12 protein-coding genes are annotated in these 18,643 nt (G+C 62.9%); 4 read left to right on the top strand and 8 right to left on the bottom strand.

The annotated features are described in order from the left end of the window. The first annotated feature begins 64 nt into the window (after positions 1 to 64). Together ACSION_RS06010 and ACSION_RS06005 are read left to right on the top strand one after the other, a co-directional pair. The gene (locus tag ACSION_RS06010; RefSeq protein ID WP_435305269.1) at positions 65 to 3,097 is read left to right on the top strand and encodes an N-6 DNA methylase; all 3,033 of its coding nucleotides are present in this window, start codon (positions 65 to 67) and stop codon (positions 3,095 to 3,097) included. Further along, positions 3,094 to 3,762: a hypothetical protein gene (locus ACSION_RS06005; RefSeq protein WP_435305268.1), complete on the top strand. Its 669-nt coding sequence runs from the start codon at positions 3,094 to 3,096 to the stop codon at positions 3,760 to 3,762. The genes ACSION_RS06010 and ACSION_RS06005 overlap by 4 nt, the downstream gene beginning before the upstream one ends. Before the next feature lie 167 nt (positions 3,763 to 3,929). On the opposite strand, the gene ACSION_RS06000 is transcribed toward ACSION_RS06005, so the two are convergent. The 7 genes from ACSION_RS06000 to ACSION_RS05970 form a co-directional block, all read right to left on the bottom strand. Continuing rightward, positions 3,930 to 4,445, bottom strand: coding sequence for an RES family NAD+ phosphorylase (locus ACSION_RS06000; protein WP_435305267.1), 516 nt, complete (start codon positions 4,443 to 4,445; stop codon positions 3,930 to 3,932). A gap of 154 nt (positions 4,446 to 4,599) precedes the next feature. Further along, positions 4,600 to 5,703, bottom strand: a complete 1,104-nt coding sequence (locus ACSION_RS05995; protein WP_435305266.1) for a lipid A deacylase LpxR family protein — start codon at positions 5,701 to 5,703, stop codon at positions 4,600 to 4,602. Next, positions 5,703 to 7,637: an esterase/lipase family protein gene (locus ACSION_RS05990; protein ID WP_435305265.1), complete on the bottom strand. Its 1,935-nt coding sequence runs from the start codon at positions 7,635 to 7,637 to the stop codon at positions 5,703 to 5,705. The genes ACSION_RS05995 and ACSION_RS05990 overlap by 1 nt, the downstream gene beginning before the upstream one ends. 5 nt (positions 7,638 to 7,642) lie before the next feature. After that, complete coding sequence (locus tag ACSION_RS05985; RefSeq protein WP_435305264.1) at positions 7,643 to 8,932, bottom strand: NAD(P)/FAD-dependent oxidoreductase; 1,290 nt, start codon at positions 8,930 to 8,932, stop codon at positions 7,643 to 7,645. A gap of 43 nt (positions 8,933 to 8,975) precedes the next feature. After that, positions 8,976 to 12,062, bottom strand: coding sequence for an efflux RND transporter permease subunit (locus ACSION_RS05980; RefSeq protein ID WP_435305263.1), 3,087 nt, complete (start codon positions 12,060 to 12,062; stop codon positions 8,976 to 8,978). Continuing rightward, complete coding sequence (locus ACSION_RS05975) at positions 12,059 to 13,156, bottom strand: efflux RND transporter periplasmic adaptor subunit (protein WP_435305262.1); 1,098 nt, start codon at positions 13,154 to 13,156, stop codon at positions 12,059 to 12,061. The genes ACSION_RS05980 and ACSION_RS05975 overlap by 4 nt, the downstream gene beginning before the upstream one ends. A gap of 60 nt (positions 13,157 to 13,216) precedes the next feature. Further along, positions 13,217 to 14,692, bottom strand: coding sequence for an efflux transporter outer membrane subunit (locus tag ACSION_RS05970; RefSeq protein WP_435305261.1), 1,476 nt, complete (start codon positions 14,690 to 14,692; stop codon positions 13,217 to 13,219). Positions 14,693 to 14,804: 112 nt separating this feature from the next. Here ACSION_RS05970 and ACSION_RS05965 point away from each other — a divergent pair, with 112 nt between their 5' ends. Then, on the top strand, positions 14,805 to 15,497 hold the full coding sequence (locus ACSION_RS05965; protein ID WP_435306667.1) for a response regulator: 693 nt from the start codon (positions 14,805 to 14,807) through the stop codon (positions 15,495 to 15,497). A gap of 12 nt (positions 15,498 to 15,509) precedes the next feature. Beyond that, positions 15,510 to 16,697 carry a sensor histidine kinase gene (locus ACSION_RS05960; protein WP_435305260.1) on the top strand — a complete coding sequence of 396 codons (1,188 nt, stop codon included), beginning with the start codon at positions 15,510 to 15,512 and terminating at the stop codon, positions 16,695 to 16,697. Positions 16,698 to 17,230: 533 nt separating this feature from the next. Here ACSION_RS05960 and ACSION_RS05955 read toward each other — a convergent pair. Beyond that, the gene (locus ACSION_RS05955) at positions 17,231 to 18,637 is read right to left on the bottom strand and encodes a mannose-1-phosphate guanylyltransferase/mannose-6-phosphate isomerase (protein ID WP_435305259.1); all 1,407 of its coding nucleotides are present in this window, start codon (positions 18,635 to 18,637) and stop codon (positions 17,231 to 17,233) included. Positions 18,638 to 18,643: the final 6 nt, after the last annotated feature.

The following is an 18,643-nucleotide window of genomic DNA, read 5'->3' as shown; positions in this document are numbered from 1 at the left end:
CATTCACATTGCAATACATATTTAATGTGGTATAGTCGGGAGACATCAGGTTAGGCTCTACGATATGGAACAGGCACGGACTGAGCATTGGCTGCACGAGCTCGGCTACGCCCAGCACGGCGCGTCGTTGTTCCGTGCCGGCGAACATGTGCCGGCCACGCATCGCTATGCGACCGAGCTTCGTGCGCTGCTCGCGCCTGATGGCCTGATTCGTGCCAAAGCCGTGTTCGACGTCGATGGCACGCCCACGGTGGCATTCATCGAGAACATGCCGGGCGTGAGCATCGATGCGATCCGCCAGCGGATCTGGAACCAGAACCTGGTCACCATCGTGCTTGAGGTCGGAAACGACACGGCCAGTGCGTACTCGCCCCAGCGTGATGAGAAGCCGATCGCGCTCGCGCTGGATGCTGCAAGCTCCGATGGCCGTTGGTCGGCCAAGGACATCCAGTCCGGCGACATCGCCCAGCGTGTGCCGGCTTGGTTCAGTGCCGAACAGCGCGTTGATCATGACCTGCTGCGCAACCTAGGCGCGGCAGTGCAGTTGCTGCGCGAACAGGGCTTACCGAAAGAGGCCGCCCAGTACCTGATTGGTCAGGTGCTGTTTGTCTCTTACTTGGAGCATCGCGGCGTCATCAGCGATGTCTATCGGCAGGACCGCGGCGTGGGCGAACTGGCCGCGCTTATCGAAGCAGAAGACCGTCAGGGATTGATTGCGCTGTTCACGCGCCTCAAGGCGGACTTCAATGGCGACTTCCTGGCCGCGAAGGTCGCCAAGGAAGCCGGATGGATCTCGCTGCCTGTAGCGGCGTTCGATGTGCTGCATCGTTTCATGGCGCGCGTAGACCTTCACACCGGCCAGGGTTCGTTGTGGAACTACGACTTTCGCTTCATTCCCGTGGAGTTGCTCTCGGGCATCTACGAGACCTTTTTGGGCGAGGAGCGTGATGCGCTGGGCGCGTTCTATACGCCTCGCCACCTGGCACAGCTCACCGTGGATATGGCCTTCGAGGGCATCGCCGATCCGTCGCAGGAAACCGTTTTTGATGGAGCGTGCGGCTCGGGCATTCTGCTGACCACAGCCTTCCGTCGCATGCTCGGGCACGCCCAGGCCGGACGCAGCGCTCCTCTGCCGTTGAGCGAACGGATCGAGTTGCTCAAGGCCCGCATCTTCGGCTCGGATCTGTCCGAGCCGGCCTGTCGGGTCACGGCCTTCAGTCTGTATCTGTCCTTGCTTGAGGACTTGGTGCCTCGCGACCTGGCCGAGCTGACCAGTGATCCGGCCGTCAAGCTGCCCGAGTTGCTGGGCAGCAACTTGATTGCTGGCAAGTCAGGGGATTTCTTCGCCGCAGCCAATCCGTTCGCCGGCAAGGCATCGTTCTCGATTTTGCTGTCCAATCCGCCGTGGAGCGAGCCCGCACTGTCAGGCAAGGGTCAGGGGGCGCTGAGCTACGAGGCGTGGGCCGAACGCGCTGGACGGGCGCTGGTGCGCCGCCAGATAGCCGCCGCCTACGCGCAGCGGGCCGTGGACTCGGTCAAGCAGGCCGGTCGCCTGGTCCTGATTCTGCCAGCCAGCTTGCTGTTGGCGCCGACCAGTCGTCCCTTCCTGGTTGACTGGCTCAGTCGTGTGCGACCGGAGCGCATCGTCAATTTTGGCGACATGCGGCGACAGCTGTTCGCTGCTGCTGACCATGGCTGTGTGGTGGTTGTGGCCCATCCTCGCCATCCCGACGCACGGCCGGTGGTGCCGGTGACGGAGGTCTTTGACTATTGGGTGCCCAAGGTTGACATCAGCCTTGCCTTCGGCCGGCTGACTTTGCACACCAGTGATCGAGCACGCGTGCAGACCCAGGACCTGATCCAGGACAACGCCGTGCTTCGGCATCGCACCTGGGGCACGGAGGCCGACGTGCGCTTGGTGCGCAAGCTGTTGCGTGAAGGGACGATCGGTGCGTTGGCCGAGGCTCGCGAGTGGCGCATCGGTAAAGGCTTTCATAAGACCGACCGCAGCGCCGAGAAGCTCAGTCCCGCCCGCTTTCGCAAGATGCCCTACCTCAATGCACGGGCAATCCCCCGCCATTGGCCGGTGTTGCCCGAGACCTCGCTGAGCCGCTTCCCCAAGGAAATCGACTCGGTCACCACCTATGGGGCGCACGAGGGAACCATCTACAGCGGTCCTCGTGTGCTCTTCCCGGACGGACTGTCTGGCGATCTGGAGATGCGTGCAACCTACGCCGAGGGCGCCTTTTCCTTTCAGCACACCGTGGCTGCCATCTGCGGACAGGAGGGCGACGAGGACATGCTGCGCTTCCTGGCGATCTACTTGCGATCGCCGCTAGTGCGCTACTTGGCTATGCAAACCGCGTTCTCTCCCTCCAGTGAGCGTGAGCGCATCACCGTCGCCGAGGTCAGCGCCTTGCCTGTAGCGCCGCCGGACACGCCTGAACGGCGCAAGATCGTGCGCCGGGTGGCAACCATTTCCCGTGCGCTTGAGCGCCAGATCAACCAGATCCTGGTGCCCGAAGAGCCAGATCTGAGTGAGGCCTACGAACTGGTCATGGCCTACATGGGCCTTAGTGATATGGAAGTCGGCTTGGTCCACGACATCACGCAATGGGCACTGCCGAGCCGCCAAAGCAGCATCAATGGCGCTGAAGTGACGCCTTGGCAATCGGCTCCGGATCAGCGTGGCCTGCTGGCGTATGCCCGTACGCTGCAGCGCGAACTGATGAGCATGCGTGATGCGCGCCGTGGTAAGGGGCAGTTTGAGGTAACCGTGCATGCCGGGCGCCGATTCTCCCGTCGCGGAGTCGGCGTTATCGAGGTCAAGATCCACAGCGCCGGCGGTCCTCGTGCTTCACGGGTGGAGAATCAGACGCTAGAAGCGGTCGAGGCACTGGTAGCACGGTTAGCCAAGGATGGAGTAATGCCTATGGAGGTTGTCGATAACCTCTTTCTCAGCAGCGATATCTGCGTGTTGCATGAAGATCGTGCTTACCTGGTCAAGCCGCTTGCGTGCAGGTTGTGGCGCATTGGTTTGGCTTCAGAGGATGCAGCACGATTGGTCGCCGGCGCAGCGCAGGGACCGGCTACATGAGTCTGAAGGATGCGTGGCGCGAGGCCTTTCCTGCGCAATCTGCCGGGCGCGTGGTGGAGTACATGCTGGCGACCTGGAATGAGCTGGCCGCCCGCAAGCTCTATCACTTCTCCTGGGCACAAACCGAGCCCAAGCTAACGTTGGCGCTGAAGGAAATCCTGAAAGACAACGCCCACACGGTCGGGCTGGAAGGGTTCTGGGGTGGCGAGGATCAATCCGTCAAGCTGGATCCAGTCACGCTCAAACCGCTGAAGGGCTACCGCACCGACATCATCTACCACAGCGATCGAGAGGGGCTGTCACTAACCTTTGAGTGGAAGAAGCTCAAGGGCACTTCCGCCAGCCGCAAGGCGTTCTACGGCAAGGAAGGGATGGGGCGCTTCCTGGAAGACGACGGGTACGCTAAACGCCAGCCGTTCGGGCTGATGGTGGGCATCATCGAGTCGCCGCGACATCGCAAGGATACCCAGTCCTTGATGGTCGCGATGAACAAGGATGACATCCTTGCACTGTTGCACATGATTCCCGATGACAATGGTGCGCATTTGCGCGCGCCTTCGCGCGAACTTCCGGGGCTGGCCACCTTTGACACGCAGCACGTGCGACAGTCCGGCGGCTTTGCCACGTTCACCTTCAGTCACCTCTTCGTTGAGTTCCCTGCGTAAGAGCGCCCAGACCGATGTACTCACAGATCATCCTGGACGTGGGTGCACAGAAGGTTCGGCTTAACTGACCCAGCGACAACATCGCCGCGTACCCCGTCGCCGACGCAGATCCATTCACTGCTTTTAGGCAAAATACTTCGCGATACCTTTGTTGTTGCCCGAAGGCTTCATTTTCCAGCGCCGACAAAAGTTACGCCATGGTAGCTTCCCAGATACCGATCCTCTGGAAAGACAACGAGATTCTTTCCGCCGACTTGCACGGCGCTCGGATAAATCAAACCGCCTAGCCTAGCTCCGGGCGCTGGTTCAAAGATCTGAGCAAGATACTCGCAGATCACTTGAGTGGGAACATAGTCAATGTGCTCCCCTCCATCCTTCGTTACGGGAACACTGATTTCATCAACGAACGCACGAATGATGCGAACGCATATCGCGGCTGCATTCATCCCGCTGGGAAGCTTGGCGATCGGCGTACTGGGCGCGAACCCAAACGTGGTCCAGGCCGTGCCCACATTGGGAGAGATGCACGGCTCGGTAGGATCCGGTGCGGTCACCTGGGCGATGGCACCACGGTACTGCTGCGAAAGCTCGGCATGCTTGAGATCACGATCCACCTGCATGCTCGCGCATCCCGTCATCGGCAATACGAGCAGACCCAAGGCCAGCCCCCACGTCATCTTCATTCCGTTTCCCCTGTCAGTTCTAAATTGCTCGACCGACCGGAGGCGCCAATCACGGCGCGCCCCAGCGCGGTACATCCCCGCGCCAAATGTATCTGTCCGCTCATCCATCAACAATGATTGAGTCCACCAACCAACTAAATTGGCGTCAGTACTACTATAGAGCGCGGCTAATAGTAAAACTACCGAACTTTGGCGTGTCTTTCTGACCTTCGAATTCGCGGGTGACCTCATAGCGGGCCAGCGCAAACTTCCACTGGCCTTTGGTTACAGCCAAACCGATGCCGGTTTCGCCAACGAAAGCTCGCTTGTCCACACTATGGCTGTTCTTGAATGTATTGCCGTCCAGCGTGATGTCACGCAACACCCATCGTGCATCGACAGTCAGAAACAGATGCATCCCCAGCAAAGAACCCCACGGACGGCGCCTGCTCGGGGCCGTGTTCTCACCTGCGGGTCGTAGAGGCGTACTGCCAAAATCATCAGGCAGGTGACGCCCCACCCTGACTTCGGCACCCGCATTGGCGTAGGTGGTCAGGTTCCCCAGACTGCCGCCATAGTGGGTGATCGCATCCCATCCCCATACGCCTTGCTCAGGAGCATAACGCTGCATGCGCTCATGGACGATGCGAAAGACCGGTTCATCCCGTAGCTGGTGCTGCCAGCCACGGAACGGCTCGTCCCCAATGATGCGATGGATTTCGTTCTGCACCTCCTTGCCCCGCGCCGACGGACCCACCAGACCGAACTGGAGGTGGGTGGTGCGTAGTGTGTCCTTGATACGGGTGTTGTAGCCCAGCCCAATCAGTACGGCGGCCGCATAAGGCCGATCCTCCCGAATGAGATCAGTCCGATTGAAATCCGTTGGCGTGAAAAGCGCGTGGCTGAAGGTCACCACCATGTTCTGCTGGTCAAACTCCGCAGGAGCGAGCTTGGTTAGGTGGCGGTTGATCAGGCGCGCCAACCGCGGCAGGCAAGGATCATCGGTGTAGTCGATCAGATTGGGGGAGACCAGCGTTAGCTGCACGCCATTGCTATAGCCTTGATCCTGATTACCCATCAGATCATTGTCGACCCGGAAGTTGACGGTGGGAGGCAGGACGGTCCGGGACTGGCACGGCATCGCTTTGGCGGGGTTGACCCACGCCAGAACTGCCAGCACCACCAGCGGGAGAACTTTGATGAACGTCCTCAGGCCGTATGGGCGACCAAGACTGGGCCTGAGCCCATCCGCCACACCAACGAGGGAGGTAATCGGCATCATTGATCCGCCAGTCGACGAAGGATCCGGCGAAGATGCAGGATCGCCTGTGGATTTTCCTGGACGCTGTGACCATGCGTGACGATATTCTCGGACATCGCGCCGTCCAGATGCGCGCTGGCATAAGGCACAACGCCATCACTGGAATCGCCCAGCGGACCGGCTTCCTTCTGGCGGGCAATGATCGAGTGGTACTCCAGACCCGGCCGCATCGGCAGATCGGCGATCGCCCTGATGAAGGGATCCCCTTCACTGAGATTGTCGATACTCAAGGGAAGTCTGTCCGGTAGATCCGTGGCGATCTGCGCGGTGTGTTGATAGCGCTCCTGCAGCGCCAAAGGCACGCGCGACAGCTTGCGGACCAAGGCGGCCATCATGCCGTTGGCCTTGGGACTTCCCCGGTGCGGCGCTGCGATGAAGACGGCCGCGCCGACTTCGGGCATGAAGTCAAATGTCAGCAGCGGTCCGACCTCACTGCGAACCTGTGCCGGATCCACACCCTCGGGCAGCTGGTCCATCGCCAGTCCCTTCCACAGGCGATCGCCCTGGGTGGTCGAGACCATCAAGCGCGAGATCACCCCGCCCATGCTGTGGCCGACCAGGACCATCTGCCGTGATGCAGGATCATCGCGCTCCGGATCGAGGTGATTGAGCGCTCGAAGCACCGTCGCCCTGACGGCCATGTGGTTGTAGGCCAGCGGCAGATTGGTGGGGTAGTACATCAGCCAGATTTGGTAATGCTTGCGCAGCGCTTCATCGCCCAGCACATCGTTGCCCAGATTCACCCATGCCTCCGGACTGCTCGCCAGGCCGTGGATCAGCAGCAGCACCCGGCGCTGCGGATCGTAGGGCTGCAACAGAAACAGGTGCGGGCGCTCCAATCCTGCTTTCATGCCAAACAGGGTGCGTAACGAATTGCCGGCAAAACCGGACTGGGCCAGCCAGACGCCGTAACCGGCGGTGTAGTTGGCCGCCAGCGGCACGTTGAAGCTGCCCAGCGCGATGTCCGTGTGCAACAGCGGATCCAACGCGTGCAGGGTGACCGCAGAGGTGCCCAGAACCTCGGACAACGAGCGACCATCGAAACGCAGTACGAGCGTGACGTTTGGTGTGGGCATGAAGCTCACGTGTCCTGGGCGTACCGCCAGGTCCTCGCCCATTTCCAGATCGACCGGCTCATCGGCCATCACCGCCACCATCTCCGTACCAAAACCATCGCGGCGGTACTGGTTGCGGATGCCTTTGAACCGCAGCGCTGAAGCAGGCAGCATCGCCTCGGGGATGGCGAGCCTGCCCTGCTGCTCGACCTGGTCCAGTTGCAGCATTAGGGTCCAGGGCGCGGGCGCAGGCAACACACCGGTGGTCATGGCGTCTTGGTTGCCCTCTTTGACTTGCGCAAAGACGGTGGTGACCACGCGCTCGACGGCATAGTTGTAATAGTCGCGAACCTGAGTTTGCCGCTCCTCCAATCCCCGCTCGGCTGGCGTGCGCTCGGTAAAGAAGAGGTAGGCATAGGCATGGCGCGCCACCTCAAGCCAGGCCGAGAGCCGTTTGTCATCGTGTGCGCTGCCTGTTGCCGTCGTGCCCACAACCAAGGCCCGGGACATCCACACCTCGGCAGCGGCGGCCAGGCCGCTCTCACGGGACGTGCCATCAGCATCACTCAGCTCCTCAGCGCAGTCTTTGGGCTGTGCAAGGCAGAAGCGTTCCTCCAGTCCCAAGATGTTCAAGGTCTGGCGGGTGGAGGCACTCAGTTCGCCCGTCGTCAGGATGTCGCCGCGCTTGGTTTCGATATAGCGCTGGGCTTTCATTGGCTTGGCTTTGACCATCGCGCAACCGGTCAGGCCCCCCAGGAAGGGCACGCACAACAGCATGACCAGCGCTCGAAGCGCAGCGCACGTGATGATGGGAAGATTCCCGATCGGCAATGACATGGGGCTCAGCTCAGTCGGATGGGGGGATGGGCGCAGGCATTGGTCGCTTCGGCCAGCCAGGCCAGCGGGGCTCGGCCCCAGCCCAGGATGCTGACTTGGTGGCGCCGATGCAGCCAGGCATGACCGAATTGGGCCAGACGCCCGCGGATGAAGTACCCCGGGTATAGTCCCGCCGCGCCCAACGTGCCGTAGGCGCTGTACTTGCCCAGCGACACGAGCGCACCTTGGTCACGGTATCGGAAGGGCGGCACCGTGCCTCCATGCAGCGCATCCTCAATGTGGCGCGCCAGATGTTCGGCCTGCTGGGCCGCGACCTGTGCGGTGGGCGGCAAGGCACGCTCGGTGTCCGGGGGATTCAGGCTGGCGCAATCGCCCAAAGCGAAGATGCGCGCATCCATGCTGGCTTGCAGGTTGGGCATGACCTCCACCTGCTGCAGACGGTTCACGGACAACCCGGCCACCTGCGTCAACACGCTCGGCGCTTTGACTCCGGCCGCCCAAACTACCAGGTCCGCAGGCTGCGTCTCGCTTTGTTCCAGTATGACGTGGCCTTCGGTGAGCGCCTGCACCCGGGCGCCCGTGCGGATCGTGAACCCCAACCCATGCAGGATGATGGTGCTGGCCTTGGAAATCCGCTCCGGAAACGCCGCCAGGATCCGCGGGCCTCCTTCGTACAGGGTCAGCCGCAACCGTTGCCGCATCTGCCCATCACCCAGCCCCGAAGCTTGTTCCATCAAATCGCTCAGTTCAGCGGCCAGCTCCACCCCGGTGGCACCACCACCCACCACGGCGATCCGGACATCGGTGTCGTGCAGTGCTGCGCGCAGCAGTTGCATGCGCAGGGCCTGATTGAAGGCATCGGCCTGTGCCTGGCTGTCGATAAAGTACGCATGCTCGCGCACGCCCGGCGTCCCATAGTCGTTGGCGCCGCTACCCAAGGCGAGCACCAGCAGGTCGTAGGGCAGCTCGCGGGGCCCTACGGCGATGGCCCCGGCGGCATCGCGCAGCGGACCGATGCGCGCATAGCGGGCGTGCCGGGCCACGCCGATCAGCTCACCGGGTTCAAAGTGATAGCCGTTCTGTTGCGCATGCGCGAGAAAGTGCACGCGTTGCTGGTGAACATCACGCGTGCCGGCGGCGATCGTGTGCAGCAGCGGCTTCCAGACGTGGGTGAATTCACGGTCGACCAGACAGATGTGGGCCTTGTCGCTGCGGCCTAGCCGACGACCGAGGCGGGTGGCCAACAACATGCCTCCGATTCCGCCCCCAACAATGACAATACGGGGCGTCTTCATCGTGTGCGCTCGTTGAAGCGTATACATCCTGACTGGAAGGTCCTCATGGCTGCCCCTCCGACGCGTCACGTGCATCCAGGCTAGGTACCTTCAGCGAGAACAAGGTCTCATACAGGATGGGAATCAGGCCCAGGGTCACCAGCGTGCCCAACGCCAGCCCACCGATCATCGTGATCGCCATGCTGGTCCATAGCGGGCCGGCGAACAGCATCAGCGGCACCAAGCCCACGATGCACACCAGTTTGGTCATGACAATCGGACGCAGGCGCTTGATCGCCGCCGCCACCACCGCTTCGCGACGCCCCAGCCCGGCCTTGAGCTCGGCTTCAATACGTTCGAGCAGCAGCACGGCGTTGTTGACGATGATGCCGGCCAGCGCCAACAGGCCAAAGGTGGCCATGAAGCCGAACGGAAAGCCGGTCACGACCAGGGCCAGCGTTGCGCCGATCAACACGAACGGCACGCTTGCAATCACGATGAACAGTTTCCGGAACGAGTTGAACTGCCAGATGAAAAGCAACAGGATGCCGCCCAAGGCGTGAGGCAGGAACTGTGTCAGCGCGGCGTTGGCTTCGGCCGAATCCTCGATCTCGCCTCCAAGCGCCAGACGGTATCCCGGCGGCAACTCGATCTTGTCGATCGAGGGCTGCAGCGCGGAGACGATCTGGGTCGCCGTCATCGCCGGGTTCTGACCGGTGACAGTGATCGTGCGCTCCAGGTTGCGCCTGACCAGCGTCGAAGGCTCCGACGCCAGCGTGACCGTGGCGATGGCGGACAACGGCACTGCAGCGCCGCTGTTTTGCGGATAGATTGGCGTATCGCCCGGATCTGCCCGGCCATCGCGCTCGGTGCTGCTGCCGCGCATCACGATCGGTGTGTTGACGCCCTCCTCGCGCACGACCGAGACGGCCATTCCCGAGAAACGCATCTCCAGCGCTTGGGCCACGTCTTGGTGGGTGACGCCTGCGCGGCGCGCCTTGAGCGCATCCACGTCGATAACGTAGCGAGGCACCCGTGCCTGCCAGTCGTCGTAGACATCGATCGTGCCCGGCAACGCCTTCAGCGCCTGCGCGACCTGATCTGCCACCGCACGCAGCACACCCTCATCCGGCCCGGTGATGCGGTAGACGGCCAACCCGGCCTCGGTGGCGCCCAGGGAAAAGCGCTTGGGCTCGGCCCGCAATTGCGGAAAGTTGGCACGGATATGCGAACGCGTGCGCGCAATGACCTGTTCGATATCCGTGTCGGGTTTGATGCTGACGGTGAAGTAGCCGATGTTGGGCGCCGGCAAGGGTGGATTGAGGCCAAGCACGATGCGCGGACCGCCGTCGGCCACATAGCCGATGCTGTCGACGATTTCCGGATTGACCTGCTTGTCGGCCAACCAGCGGCTGATCGATTGGACGGCCTGCATGGTCTCGCGCGAATCCGCGCCCGGCTCCAACGTCACCGGGATCTGGAACTGCAGGCGATCGGACTTGGGGAGGAAGTCGTAGGGAATGGAGGCCAGCACGACGATCGCGGTGGCCAACAGGCCCAGCATGGTGCCGATGAAGAGCAGACGGTGCTGCAAGAGTGTTTCGATAATGCGCCGATAGCCGCGGTAGAAGCGCGAGTCGTAACTCTGCTGCGCATGGTCTTGGCCGACATGGGCCTTGGCGAAGAACAGACACAGCAAGGGCGTGACGGTAATGCTCAACAGCCAGGAACCCAGCAGCGTCACACCCAGCACGACCGGCAGCGAGCGCAGGTATTCGTTGGTGGCGGTGTTGCCGAAGAAGAAGGGCGAGAACGCCAGCACGATCACCAGCGATGAGGTGAGCAATGGGATCGCCAGCGTCCTGCCAGCCGCTTCGCAGGCCTGCCAGCGGCTCTCGCCCTCACCCAGCCGCCGCTCGATGTCCTCGGCGATCACGATGCCGTTGTCGACCAGCAGGCCCAAGGCGATGATGATTGCCGCAATTGAGACGGACTGCAGTTCGATCGACAGGACCCGCATCACGATCAGCGAGCCAAGAATCGTCAGCGGCACAATGGCGCCAACGATCAGGCCGGTACGCCAGCCCAGGAACAGCATGACCACGGCCATCACGATGATGATCGTCTCGGCCATGACATGATGCATCTTGCCCATTTCCCGATCGACCACATCGGCCTGGAAGGTCACCACATGCTGCTGGAAGCCGGCGGGCAGCAGATCGGCGGTCTCTTCGAGCTTCTTGCGCAGCTCCCCGCCCACCTTGGCCACGTTGAGGCCCTTGCCCATCGAGACGGCCACCACGACCGCCGGCTGGCCTTGGTACACGGCCGCGCTCTGGGGAGGATCCACCGGCATGACATGGATGCGTGCCAACTGACCCAACGCCACCTCGCGGGTCGCGCCATCACGTTGTGCGGAGACCAGCAATCCCTGCAGGTCCTCGACTGTGCTGACCTCGCCCGACGTGGACAAGGACAACGACATGCCCGAGGCCGAGATCAGGCCACCCGGCGTCACGATGTTCTGCGCCTGCAACTGCGCGGTCACCTGGGCCGGCGTCAGGCCCGCTTCGGCCAGCTTGGCCCGGTCAAAATCGATGTAGACCTGGTCCTCCTGAAGACCGTGCATCGAGACCCGCTCCACACCTGCGATCGTGTACAGGTGGGCACGCAGGTCGCGCAGCGGCGCACGCATCTCGCTGGTGCTGAACCCCGGCGCGGTGATGGCCACCGAGGCCACCGCGACCCGACCGAATTCATCGTCAATGAACGGGCCATAGGCCCCCTGGGGCAAGGTGGCCTCGGCCTCGGCGGCCTTGGAGCGCACCCGCTGCCACAAGGCCGGCAGGTTCTCGACATCGTCATAAGCGGTCAGCTGGATGATCGCCATGCCCGGACGCACGGTGGTCACCACGCGCTTGATGCCGGCAACTTCACGCAGTCGTTCTTCCACCGGCCGGGCCAACAGGCGCTCGACCTGCTCGGTCGGCAGGCCGGGTTGGACCACGCTCACCAGCGCCTCGCGCACGGTGATGGACGGCTCTTCCTGCGAGGGAAAGCCCAGGAAGGTGAAGATGCCACCGAGCAGCAGCATCACCGCCACGAACAGCGTGAGACGACTCGATCCCAGCGCGGACTGCGTCAACGTCATGACTGCGCTCCGGCGCCGAGACGAGAGGTGGAACGAAACGGAACCACCTGCTGGCCATCGGCGAGGAAGGCCGTGCCGGCCGTGACGATCTGTTCGCCGGCTTTCAGGCCCATCTTGATCCCGACGCGATCGCCTTCCACCGCACCCAGAGCCACTTGTCGACGCGTTAAGGTGCCCTGCTGGGGCGTATAGACAAAGACGCTGGCATTCTTGCCGTCGCTGGCCATCATCACGGCTGCCAAGGGCACTGCGATCTCGGTCGAGGATGGCACCTGCGGCCTCAGCAACAGGCTCTCACCGCTTCGCAGGTAGGCCGCATCGCCGGTCACATCGAACAGAACCTCAACGGTGGCCGCGCTCTCCACGCGTGCGGAGATGCTGCGGACTTTCAAGGCGATCGGTTGCCCGGCCGATTCGGCATGCACGGCATCCCCCTGCCTGAGCGTTCGCGCAATCGACTCGGGCAGGTTCGCCACGACCTGCAGCTTGGAGGCACCCTCCAGCTGCAGAACCGCTTCACCGGCGCCCACGTCGGCGTGCGCCTGATGCCGCCGGCCGATGACGCTGCCGGCAAACGGCGCCTTCAGCTCGACCATGCGCAAGGCGCGCTGCGCCAGCCCCCGATCGGACAGGGCGACCTGCAATTGGGATTGCGCTGATTCGAAGGCGACCGTGGCCGCGGTCAGGCTGGCCTGCGAAGCGGCGCCGTCCTCGAACAAGGCCTGCTGCTGCTGCACCTGCACCCGCCTCTCGGTGACCTGGGCGTTGGCCGAGCGCACGTTGGCCTCGGCTTGTTGGGCGCGTAAGCGAAGCATCTCCGCGTCCAGCCGTGCCAACACCTGGCCCTTCTGGAAACGATCGCCTACATCGACCAGGATCTCGGCGATGCGCCCCCCATTTTCAAAGGCGGCATCCACACGATCCTGCTGGCGGACGGTGGCGGTGAATTGGCGCAGGCTGTCGCCATGCGAGCTCACTGTTTCCAGTTTGACGGCGCGGGGCACTTCCCCAGCGCTGGTACGCTCATCGGAACAGCCGCTCAACGCGGGAATGCTCAGAACGGCGCAGAGGGTAAGCAAGGCAAAGGGCTTCATAGGATGTCAGCTCGGGTCGGTGCGGCGAACCGCGTCGAAGGGTGTAAAGAAGATTCAGGATTACCTAGTCACGACGGACACGGGGGCCGGCGGTGCGTACTCCACGTCATAAAGCGCGGAGAACAGGCTGATCTGCGCAAAGGCCTGATCACGTACGGTGGCCAGATGCGACTGGGCGTCGTGCGAGGCTTCTGCGCGAGCATCCAGCGCGGCGGCCGGGTCATGCAGTCCCCGTGATACGCGCACTAGCACCCGCGCGGCACGCTGCTGACTCTCCTGTGCCTTCTGCGCGCTGCGCGCCTGTGCACGGGTTGTCGTCTGCACAGCATCCAGCGCGTCGGCAACCTCACGAAACGCGGACTGGATGGTGCGTTCGTACTCGACGATTTCGGTGCGTTTGCGCAGGTGGGCAAGATCCAGGTTGGCGCGCCGACGGCCGAGGTCAAAAATGGGCAGGGAAAGCTGCGGGATGAATGACCAGCTCCGGCTGCCGCTCTCAAACAGGCCGCCGAGATCTTCACTTGCCGTACCGACACCGGTACTCAACGTTATGGAGGGGAAAAAGGCCGCCCGGGCAGCACCGATGTCGGCATTGGCCGCGCGCAGCTCGGCTTCGGCCTGTCGCACATCGGGGCGGGTCAACAGGATGGCCGAGTCCAGCTCGCGCAGCGCTTGGGGAACCTCGTTTGACGCCGCGAGTACCTCGATGGCGATCCGCGCCGGCACCACGTCGTAACCCGTCAGGATCTGCAGTGCACGCAACGCCGAACGTTGACGGTCGGCCGCCCGCTGGACATCGATGTGGGTTTGGTCGGCGGCTGCGCGATAGGCATTGACCTCGTCGATCGACGCAACACCAACCTGCTGGCGCGCCGCCGCGATCTTCAGTAGTGCTTGGCTGACCTCGTGCAGGTTGTTGGCCTGCACCTGGTCGGCGGCGGCGGTCTGCTCGGCGACATAGGCTCGCAGCACCTCGGCGATGACCGCCCCCCGCAGCGCTTGACGACCATGTTCCGATGCCACAAAGCGCTCGCGGCTCGCTGCGGACATGGCCTTTACGCGACCGAACAGATCCATCTCGAAATCACTGATGCCTATCCCTGCGCTCTTCAGGTCTTGCTGGTAGCGTGCATCCAGGGCGTCATCATCGAAGTGCTGCCGCTGCGCCCGGGCGGTGAAGTCCACTTGCGGCACTCGGTTCGCCCGCTGAATCTTCAGCTCCGCGCGAGCGCGCTCGACGGTGAGGCCGGCGATCCGGTAGTCCGCGTTTTGGGCCAGTCCCCGTTGCAGGATGCCTTCCAGTTCCGCTCCCGGCACCAGAGTCTGTGCGAACCTGCGCTCCTGCTCAGTCAACGCAGCGCGCAGGACGACCTGGCGCTGGTTCTCGCTTGCCTCCGAGGCGCCGAGGGTCACCGGAACCTGCACATTGGGACGAACGTAGGCCGGCGTGAGTGAACACCCGGATGAGGCCAGCAAGAGCATCATCGTCAGGGCTGAACGGCGTGCCGAGGCGATGGGCGGGGCGATTGGGGGCATGGCACACGTCGAGGTAGTCTATGGACGGCCGGCAGTGTGCTCCCCCGCTTTCAAGGCCCTTTCTAGGAATTATCAAGAATTCATGAAGATGCCCCTCACCTCGGAGCCCGGAATGATCGGCAAGCGGATCCTCGTCGTGGAGGACGATCCGGACGGCGCCAGCATCCTGGAAGCGTATTTGCGCAAGGATGGCTTCGAGGTCGCTGTGGCCTCGGATGGCGAGCGTGCATTGCAGTTGCACGCGCAATGGCATCCCGACTTGGTGCTGCTGGATGTCATGCTGCCCAAACGCAGCGGCACCGAGGTGCTGGCCCAGATTCGGCGATCCAGCGACGTGCCCGTCATCATGGTCACGGCCGTGGGGGATGAGTCTGACAAGCTCGGCGCGCTGCGCTATGGCGCCGATGACTATGTGGTCAAGCCATACAGTCCCAAGGAGGTGTTGGCACGCACCCACGCAGTCCTGCGTCGGACCTTCCAACGCGAACGAACCGGCGCCCGTGCCCTGCGACACGAAGGGCTCACGGTGGATCTCGATGCCTGCACGGCAACCGTGAGCGAACCCAACGCGCCACCGACGTTGCTGGATCTGACGCCAACGGAATTTGCGCTGCTCACCAAGCTTCTGAAGACACCGTCCAAGGCCTTCTCACGCGCCGAGCTGCTCGACGCATGCCTGCCCGACAGCAATGCGCTTGAGCGTGTGGTGGATGCCCACGTCCACAATTTGAGACGAAAGCTGGATGCACGCGGCATCCGTGACGTTCTGGTGACCGTCCGCTCCGTTGGGTACCGATTCCAATAGGGCCTCCCAGGCATGCCGAACATACGCTCCCATCGAAAAGCATTGCCGCTGCGGACCTGGTTGGGGCTGAGAATGAGCGCCCTCGCCGTGGGTGTGGTATTGGCGATTGCGAGCACCCTCTGGCTCCGCTATGCCTACGTTGACTACCATGCCTTGAGGCATGCCCCGCCCGAAGTCCGTCAGGAACTGGAGCGCTTGAGCGCCTCACCTTCAGAGAATGAAGAGCGGCTGTGGACGCTGGTCCGCTCGTATTACACCATCCGGGATGTCATGCCCGGCACAAGCAATCGTGACTGGATCCTGGTCGGCATTCTCATCCTGGGTTTCATCCCACTGATCGTGATTGTCGGCTTCGGCATGGCCAAGCCCTTGGCCCGCCAGTTCCTCTACGTGAGCGCGGCTGCGCATCGCGTGAGTGATGGCGAATTCGGCGCGAAGGTGGATTTGGTGAAAGATGCGCCCGCCGAGGTTCGCGGCTTGGCTGACGACTTCAACGCAATGTCGGGCCAGTTGGAACAGTACGAGCGCGAGATGCGCGAGTCCAGCGCCATGCTGGCCCATGAACTGCGAACGCCGCTCAATGCCGCCATGGGGCGCGTTCAAGGCATGCTGGATAGCGTGTTCCCTCGCGATGACCAGCAACTGCAGATGGTGCATCGCCAACTCGAACAGATCAATCGCCTGGTGGGCGATCTTCACCTGGTGTCGCTGGCCCGGGCTGGGCAAGTGTCGTTGCAAACAGAACAGGTCTGTCTCGCGGAGGTTGCGCAAGAGGCACTGCGTTGGTTGGAAGCACCGTTGAATGAGGCTGACATCGTTACAGAATGCAGCCTGGACTCGGCGGTTCGGATTGAGGGTGACAGGGGCAGGCTCGCCCAAGTCGTCACGATCCTCATCCAGAATGTCTTGCGCCACGCAAAGCAAGGCGGAAGCCTGAAAATTCAAGTTCGCAGCGATCGCGACCTGGGTGTCTTGGAGGTGGCTGATGCTGGCCCAGGTGTACCAGCCGACGCGCTGCCAAAACTAGTGGATCGATTCTGGCGAGCGGATCAATCACGTGCGCGCGACTCAGGGGGCACGGGCTTGGGTTTGGCCATCGCCGCCGCCATCTGTCACTCGCATGGGGGTTCGCTATCGTTTGAACAGGTCCTCCCCTCCGGCCTGTCTTGTATCGTGCAGCTGCCCTTGCTCAGAGATTAGGAGACGATGGCTCTTTGGCCGCCATTGTGGGCCTAGCGGCCATGGATGCACTGACAGATTGTATCGCGGCAGAGATGCAAGGCGACATCCCTACATCGGGATATGGTTCTGTCCACTTTGGCAGCCGTGTCCAGCGCATTCAGCGCCGCTGTCCAAGTCTTCTGGCAGCGGTGTCCAGTTCATTTTGTAGCCGTGTCCAAATGCTTGGCTGTATGTCCGTAGACGTGCTGCTTGGCCTAGGTGTGTGCGTCAGCGCGCCCTGCTGAACCAAATAGCTTGGCGAAAGATCGATGGGAGATTGCCAGTGATAACAAAGCTCAGGGCCACCCAGTTGCCTGTCGTCCGACCTTCCTGTCATTTCGCCGGCGCCCGAGGCCGCGATCCGTTGCGCCTCGAATCGGCCTTCGCTTCTCACTAGCTCGGGCGCTCTCAAAAGGCGGCTCGCTGAGCCGCTCCTGTTGAAAATCAACACTTAGTCGGAACGGCTAGCGCTATGGCGGGGCCTTTTTTATTCAGCCGTGCACTACGGACGATCACTGGCTGCGGCCATAGACATCTTCGAACCGCACGATGTCGTCCTCGCCCAGGTAACTGCCGGACTGCACTTCGATCAGTTCAAGCGGCACCTTGCCTGGGTTCTCCAGGCGGTGCTTCACGCCCAGCGGGATGTAAGTGCTCTCATTTTCCGACAGCAGCAGCACTTCGTCGCCACGTGTCACGCGTGCGGTGCCACTGACCACGATCCAGTGTTCGGCGCGGTGGTGGTGCATCTGCAGGCTCAGCGCCGCGCCGGGCTTGACCTTGATGCGCTTCACCTGGTGTCGCCCGCCGTTGTCGACCGAGTCGTAGCTGCCCCATGGGCGATGCACTTCGCGGTGCAGGACCGCCTGGCTGCGCTGCTCTTCCTTTAGGCGCGACACGACCTGCTTGACGTCCTGCACGCGATCCTTGCGCGCGACCAACACTGCATCGTCGGTCTCGACCACCACGATGTCCTCCACGCCGACCAGGGCGACCAAGCGCTGCGCGTACGCGTAGCTATTGCGGCTGTCGACCGCGATCACGTCGCCGTGGTGCGCGTTGCCGTCACCATCGCGCTCGGCCACGTCCCACAGGGCGGACCAACTGCCCACATCGTTCCAGCCGATGTCCACGGGCAACACCATCGCGTCAGCGGTCTTCTCCATCACGGCATAGTCGATGGAGTCCGATGGACAGGCGGCGAATGCTTCCTTGTCGAGGCGGACAAAATCACCATCGTGGCGCGCCGCTGCGTGCGCCGCCTTCACCGCGTCGACGATGTCGGGGCGGAAGCGCGCAAGCTCTTCGAGGTATCGGCTGGCGCGGAACAGGAACATGCCGCTGTTCCAGTAGTAGCCACCCGCGTCCAGATAGGACTGGGCGGTGGCGGTGTCGGGCTTCTCGACGAAGCGGGCAACCTTGCGCAATCCGTCGCCGATTTCGGCCTGGATGTAGCCGAACCCCGTCTCCGGCGCATCGGGCACGATGCCGAAGGTCACCAGCGCGCCGGCATCCGCCGCGGCCGACGCTTCGCGCACCGCGCGTTGGAAGCCGGCGACGTCGCGAACGACGTGATCGGAAGGCAGCACGAGCAATAGTGGATCGGCGCCATCCGCCATCGCCTGCAGCGCCGCTGCCGCGATCGCCGGTGCGGTGTTGCGGCCGACCGGCTCGAGAAGGATGGCCGGCACCGGCGCGCCCACCTGGCGTAGCTGCTCGGCGACGAGGAAACGGTGCTCCTCGTTGGCGACCACGATCGGCGCTAGGTCGGCCAGCGCTTCGGCCCGCCGCCAGGTGGCCTGCACCATGGTGTCGTCGCTGGCCAGCGGCAGGAACTGCTTGGGGTAGGCTTCGCGCGACAGCGGCCACAGGCGCGTGCCGGAGCCGCCGGAAAGCAACACAGGTTGGAGTTTGGCCATGCCAGC

Origin of the sequence: Pseudoxanthomonas sp. LjRoot125 (genome assembly GCF_964252705.1) — a bacterium.
In the GTDB taxonomy this organism is placed as follows: Bacteria; Pseudomonadota; Gammaproteobacteria; order Xanthomonadales; family Xanthomonadaceae; genus Pseudoxanthomonas_A.
Note: the sequence above shows the minus strand (reverse complement) of the source record. Positions and strands in the feature narration are given on the sequence as shown.